The organism is Rhodococcus sp. NPDC127593 (assembly GCF_042671975.1).
GTDB lineage: Bacteria > Actinomycetota > Actinomycetes > Mycobacteriales > Mycobacteriaceae > Rhodococcus_F.
This window is the reverse complement of the sequence record NZ_JBHXWI010000139.1, coordinates 1-6,225: the sequence shown is the minus strand read 5'-3', so window position 1 is coordinate 6,225 and position 6,225 is coordinate 1. Positions and strand designations below refer to the sequence as shown.

At 66.2% G+C, this 6,225-nt stretch carries 4 protein-coding genes; all 4 read left to right on the top strand.

What is annotated here, in order from left to right; genetic code table 11:
- The first annotated feature begins 51 nt into the window (after positions 1-51).
- The 4 genes from ACFVJ3_RS48960 to ACFVJ3_RS48945 are packed head-to-tail and all read left to right on the top strand — an operon-like array spanning position 52 to position 6,126.
- Positions 52-1,653, top strand: coding sequence for an integrase (locus ACFVJ3_RS48960; RefSeq protein ID WP_378458961.1), 1,602 nt, complete (start codon positions 52-54; stop codon positions 1,651-1,653).
- Positions 1,650-3,551 (top strand): hypothetical protein, encoded by a 1,902-nt coding sequence (locus ACFVJ3_RS48955; RefSeq protein ID WP_378458960.1) that lies wholly within the window; start codon positions 1,650-1,652, stop codon positions 3,549-3,551. Before ACFVJ3_RS48960 ends, ACFVJ3_RS48955 begins: the two co-directional genes overlap by 4 nt.
- Positions 3,548-5,686, top strand: coding sequence for a hypothetical protein (locus ACFVJ3_RS48950; RefSeq protein WP_378458959.1), 2,139 nt, complete (start codon positions 3,548-3,550; stop codon positions 5,684-5,686). Before ACFVJ3_RS48955 ends, ACFVJ3_RS48950 begins: the two co-directional genes overlap by 4 nt.
- A complete protein-coding gene (locus ACFVJ3_RS48945; RefSeq protein WP_378458958.1) occupies positions 5,686-6,126 on the top strand; it encodes a hypothetical protein in 441 nt (146 codons plus the stop codon). The genes ACFVJ3_RS48950 and ACFVJ3_RS48945 overlap by 1 nt, the downstream gene beginning before the upstream one ends.
- Positions 6,127-6,225 lie beyond the last annotated feature (99 nt).

The following is a 6,225-nucleotide window of genomic DNA, read 5'->3' as shown; positions in this document are numbered from 1 at the left end:
CTTCTCTAGTCTCTCCAGAACTGTCGATCTTGAGATTCTGGAGGGACCATTTTGGATGACGAGCCGGGCTGCTGGACGCTGGACTTCTATGACTTCCGGCAGGTCTTCACCGCAGCCGCCGAGGACGAGCAGTTGCACGAGTTCGGGGACGTGCATGTACGGGCGGAACGTAACGGCGCTCGGCATGGGACGCCGATCCTGCTGTCCTCCTCGGGTGAGGCGGACCCTCGGATCAACTTGTTCTTCCGGTTCGGGTCCGTCGCAGCCAGGCGACCACGGACATGGCGGCGTTATGCGTTCTCGCTGGTGGTCTGGTTGGACTTCCTGGCAACTCGCGGCCGGTCGTGGGACGAGGCGACACCTGCGGACTTCGACGACTTCAAGTACTGGCGGATCACGGATCACCGCAACCTCCAGCGGGTACGGCCAACATCGTTCGACACCGACCGCGCCGGACTGAACGCCTTCTACGACTGGGCGGCGCGGTACGGGGTTGCCAACCCGGTACCGACCCGCGTGGTGGCCGAGGACCAGGCCCAGGAGGTGACATCCTCCGATCAGCGGCGAGACCCGATGCGGCCGGCGGGATCACCACGTCGGCAGGTGAAATGGCTGCTGCGCTCGGCCTTCGAGCAATGGCGCGACATCGGGCTCCGCGGGTACGGGTTCGATGGCCGCCGGCGGCCAGGCTGGCGCGGCTTCAACGAGGACCGGGACGCCGCGTTCGTTGACGGCCTGTACGGCACCGGTCTGCGGTTGACCGAGTGGTCGAGCATCCTTGACGTTGAACTTCCCGACGAGGATGCGCTCGGCCGGTTTCCCAAAGCATGGCTGACGGCGGCGTGCATCAAGGGAGGCAAGCAGGGGCGCACCTATCGGATTCCCCGCAGCGTGGTGAAGGCCATCGCCGCTTACATGGACCCGGTGGAGGGCTCGCGGGTGGAGGCAATCCAGCGGGCCCGCCGCCAGGGCCGTTATGACCAACTGTCCGGCCTGATAATGGTGACCGGATGCAACCGGCACAGCCGCACCGTCACGGTGATGACCTCGTCGGGAAGCACGCCGGTGGCACTGGACGTGCTGGGGCCGGAGGAACGGCTCCGGCTGTTCCGCGCTACCGACGCGGGCCTGGAGCCGCTTGCGGTGTGGCTCGGCAACGACGGGATGCCCAAGCAGGCGCATAGCTGGGAGAAAACCTTCCAGACCGCCAACAAGCGGATCAAGAATCAGTGGGCCGCCGCGCACGGCAAGGGCGACGACCACACGGTGGAGTGTCCCTTGTGGGCACGGCCTCATATGGCCCGGCATTCCTACGCGTTGAAGTGGTTTTCGATCCTGTCGGTGGTGTGGAGCCAGCAACTCGAGGGGTTCACCGACAGGGAGAAACGGGATCTGCGCGAGCAGTTCGGCGACGTCTGGTTCCAACTGGCCACCCTGCTGGGACACAGCAGCCCGGAAGTCACCAAGGACTGGTACCTCGAACCCTTCGCCGGCCTGCAGGTCGACTACATCTTCTCGCTGCTTGATGAGGAGGAACGGGCAGCCGTCGAACAGCTCGTCGGCAAAGTCGTTCAGGACAGCGACCGGGTCCTGACCGCGGTGCGACTCACCGAGGCCCCAGTGCCCGAGCGCGCCCAGGACGGTGGGCAATGAACGAGCCGCCTCCCGCAAGGCGCGGTCGGCGCGCCAGCCAACCGCATCAGGCCTGGGCACCACCGCAGCGGCTGGTCATCGCACCGGGCACCTGCATCGTGACCTTCATCGAGGAGAACGGGCGACGCAGCAAGATCTACGACTTCACAACGGTTCCCGTCGCGCCTGCCCTGCAGCGCTGGATGGCCACCACACTCGCCCGCGCCACCGGTCCCCGCAGCGGAGCCAAGCGGCTCGGGACCGCCGATGGCTACTACACCGTGCTGAAGAACCTCGCCACGGCCCTGAATTCGGGGGACCTCCCACCGAGCGTCCCCCGCGACATCACCCCTGCCCACATCGCCACCTTCCGGCTCGGCCTGCGCCCAGCCACCTTCAACAGCAAGATCCAGGTGCTGCGTCGCCTCGTACGCAAGGACGCCGATCTGCGGCCGGAGACGCGCCGGGCAATCTGCGAGGGTCGCTTGCCGACCCGGCCGTTACCGAAGATCCGGGCCTACACCGACGAGCATCGCCAGCAGATCCTCACCGCGGCTCGCGGTGACATCCGCCGCGCTCGAGACCGCATCCGTCATGCCCGCGATCTGGTGGCGCGGTATCGCCGCGGGAAGCTGGTTCAGCGGTCGCGGGAGGAACGCATCGCGGAGGTCCTCGACGTGCTCGACCGCACTGGTGACCTGCCCCGCTGGCCCAGCGGCGACGTCGTGAAATCGGTTAGCGACCTGGGCGGCGTCCGGGAGCTGATGCCGATGTTGTGTCTGACCCGCATGGAGGTCACCGCTTTCGCGGTGTTGCTGGTGGACATGACCGGCGAGAACTTCGGCACCCTCATCGACTGGCCAGCCGTCCATTTCCGCCCAGACGGTGGACTTGGCGAGCCCGCCGTCGCGTTGGTTGAGGAGACCAAGCCCCGCCGAGGACCGGCGCGAGAGTTCATGGTCGCCGCCGTGGAGGACCTGCCTGGCAGCCTGGCCGAAATCCTCGACGACACCGAGGAACGCCGCCTGTTCCGGTCCCCGCTGCGGGTTTATCTCCTGCTCCTGGAGCTCTCTGCCCTGGTTCGTCGGCATGGCCACATCGAGCGGGCGTTCAGCTACATCGGGGTCAGCGCTGGCAGGAAAGGCCGGTGGTTGTCCAGCATGTATCCCAATTACGTCGGGATCTGGGCCGATGCTCACGGTTTCCCGCGCGCGCCGGCGCGCCGTCCTGACCAACGCAAGGACGAGGAACCACCAGAAGCTCTCGACGCCGCGACGCCGATCGTGTCGACCCAGCGTCTCCGCCAGACCGCGATCGAGCGGCGGCGGCAGCCGATCGCGCACTCCCGCGCGACCATGAACGACTACTACCTGCGGCGCAGTCCGCAGGTAGTCGAGGAGAGCCGCGACATCGTCCGGGAAACGCTGGACGACGAGGTGTCCAAGGCTCGCGCTGCACAAGCAGTGCCGGTGTTCACTCCGGAGTTCCTCGACCGGGCTGGAACGCACCCTGCCACTGCGGCCGTCGAGATGGGGGTCGAGGTCGACGTACTCAAGCGGATGCTCGCCGGGGAGCAGGACACCGTCCTGGCCGCCTGCGTCGACAACCGCGACAGCCCCCACACTGAGCCTGGAACCCCATGCGACGCCTCGTTTCTGCAGTGTCTGCTCTGCCGTAACGCTCGGGCCCTGCCCCATCAGCTCCCCATCCAGACCGCGGCCCACGACCGGCTCAAGACGTTGCGGGCCAACCTCGACCCGGGGCTCTGGGAGCACCGCTACGGCACCCCATTTGCCCGCTTGACCGATCTGCTCGACCACTACAGCGCCGAAAACCGTGACGAAGCCCGCCGCCGGCTCTCGGAGGCGGACCGGCACCTTGTCGACGAACTCCTGGACGGAAACCTCGATCTCCGATGACCTCAATCGCTTCCGCGACATCCACAGCCGAGGGCCTGCCACGGCCCACCCCGCGCACGATCATCCTGCGCGGCCGGGCACTGCACCCGCTTGCCGACACCACCGATCTGTCGCGATTCGGCGACGACGTGTGGTTCACCACCCCGGCGGACGTCGACAACCCCAAATCCGCGCCAAGCCTGAACTTCACACGCTATCCGCAGACCCTGCGGGTTTCGTTCAAGACGTTCGCACTGGCGGCACTCGATCACGACCGCCCCGAGATCCTGCTGTCGGGAGCTCCTGGAGAACAAGCAAGCCTGGGCACCATCTACGGATGGCTCCTCGATCTTCGACTGTTTGCTGACTGGCTCGATGCCAGGCAGGTGAGGCAACTGCGTGATGTCACCGCCGGAGACCTGGATATCTACCGGGCACACGTCACTGCGCTGTCCGCCAGCGGTGAGAGCAAAGCCGGTTACCTGCACGCTGTCCGGGCACTCTGGGCCTACCGGGAGAACCTGCCGATCGAGTACCGCCTCCCGGGAACCCGGCCGTGGGGATCGGCGACCGCCCGCAACCTGGTCGGGCACACCGCGTGGAACCGCTACAACAAGACACCCCGCATCCATCCCGACACCATGGATGCACTGCTCGCCTGGGCGCTGCGAGTCCTGGAGGACTTCGGCCCCGACATCCGGGATGCCTTCCGTGAAGACCGCCAGCTCATGGATGGCAGCCACCCCACGGCCCAGTTCTATCGAGAGCACTACTTCTCGCGGTCCCTGGTCAAACGACTGGAACGGTTCCTCCCGCAATTGCGGGACAGCGGGCGGCAGCTCCCCGGCCAGCGCCGCGGGGACGGCACCATCGAAATCGCGTGCGGCCATCTGTCGCGACTGCTCAGCTGCGACGCCACCCACGTCTATCGGCAGACAGCCACGATCACCAGGATGGCGGGCGAGTACGGAGTGACGGTGGCACCGGACGCCCACCTCGGCACCATCACCGGCCGTCTCCACGGCACGCGATGGAGAAACGAGCCCATCGGCCTGACCGAGATCGCCGATCTTGTCCGGCACCTTCGGGCCGCGTCTTTTACGACGATCTGCTACCTCAGCGGCATGCGCCCGGCGGAAGTTCTCCAACTCCGCCGTGGTTGCCTGCGCGAAGACGACAAAGGGCAGCTCACCCTGATCGGCCACGCCAGCAAGGGACTCGACCACACCGACCACAACGTCGGTGAGCGATCCTGGGCAGTGGTCGGCGTGGTTGGGACCGCGATCACCATGCTGGAATCCCTAACCGACTCGCCGCTGCTGTTCCCTCCCAGCACAAGACGCAAGTCACCCCGCGCGATCATCCGAAACAGACCATTGAGAAACGCTGTAATCGACGCAGACATCACCAGATTCATCGACTGGGTCAACACCACCTTCTCCTGCCCCGATGGCAAGCTGCCCATCCCACCGGACCCCACCAAGCTGATCCACGCCTCGCGCTTCAGGCGCACCCTGGCCTATTTTGTAGTGCGACGGCCGGGAGGGTTGATCGCCGCCGCGTTGCAGTATGGCCATGTCCGTTCCCGCGTCACCCTGTCCTACGCCGGCGAAGCCGACACCAGCTGGCTCGATGACGTTCTCATCGAACGCCTGGAGATGGTCATAGACCAGACCAACGACGACCTCGAATACCTTCACGATGGTGAGCACATCAGCGGTCCATCCGCCGAGGAATACCGGCGCCGCCTCGATAACATGGTGCCGTTCGCCGGGCGGGTCGTGGACAAGGTCCGCAACGTGGAACGGCTGCTCGACGGCACCGACCCCAGCATCCACCATGGACGAGGGATGACCTGCGTCTACCGCGCCGAGACTGCGCTGTGTCGCATGGCCCGGCTGGACGCAGGAGCGGACAGCGACGGGCCGGACGAGTCGGACTGCCGATCCGCATGCACCAATCTGGCCTACACCAACCGCGATATCGAAGTGCTGCAGCAGCGGCTGATCATGTTGGAGGCTCGAGCGGTCGACCCGCTCAGCCCGCGTCCCTTACGCGACCGCAGCCTCGCCCAGGCAGCCCGGACACGATCCATCATCGAACGGCACGAACACACTCGACCGGGCGCTGCTGAGGCATCGGATGGGACGACCTGATGGCCCGCACCCCACGAAACCGGGAGGCCGACAGGTCGGCCATCCGGGCCGCAGCGGAGCGGTTGCTGGCCGGCGCGCCGCTGCGGTCGACATCGGGCAAGCTCACCGCCACCGAACTGATCACCGAGTCCGGACTCCGCCGGGACATCGTCTACGAACACGGCGACCTGGTGGGCGACTTCAAGGCTCGTCTGAAAGCCCGCGACGGCGTTCCCGAAGCCATGCAGCAACTTGCCGACAGATACGCCGAAACCCAGCAGGCACTGGAGACGACGAAAAAGGAACTGGTCCGCGAACGTGAGGCCAGCGCATACCTACGCCGTGTCGTCGCGGAGCTGTCCATCGAACTCGCACAAGTCCGCCAGAAAGACGACGCGCCGTCAGCAGTCACCCAACTCCAGCCCCGACGCTCCCGGCAGTTCTTCACACGCCCAGGTTGACCCCGCGGAGGGGCCCAGCAGCACACGTTCCGCTGGGCCCCTCCGCGCCTCGACCTGACCGACAAATCCAATTCCGACACTCGACTTGACTAATGAACA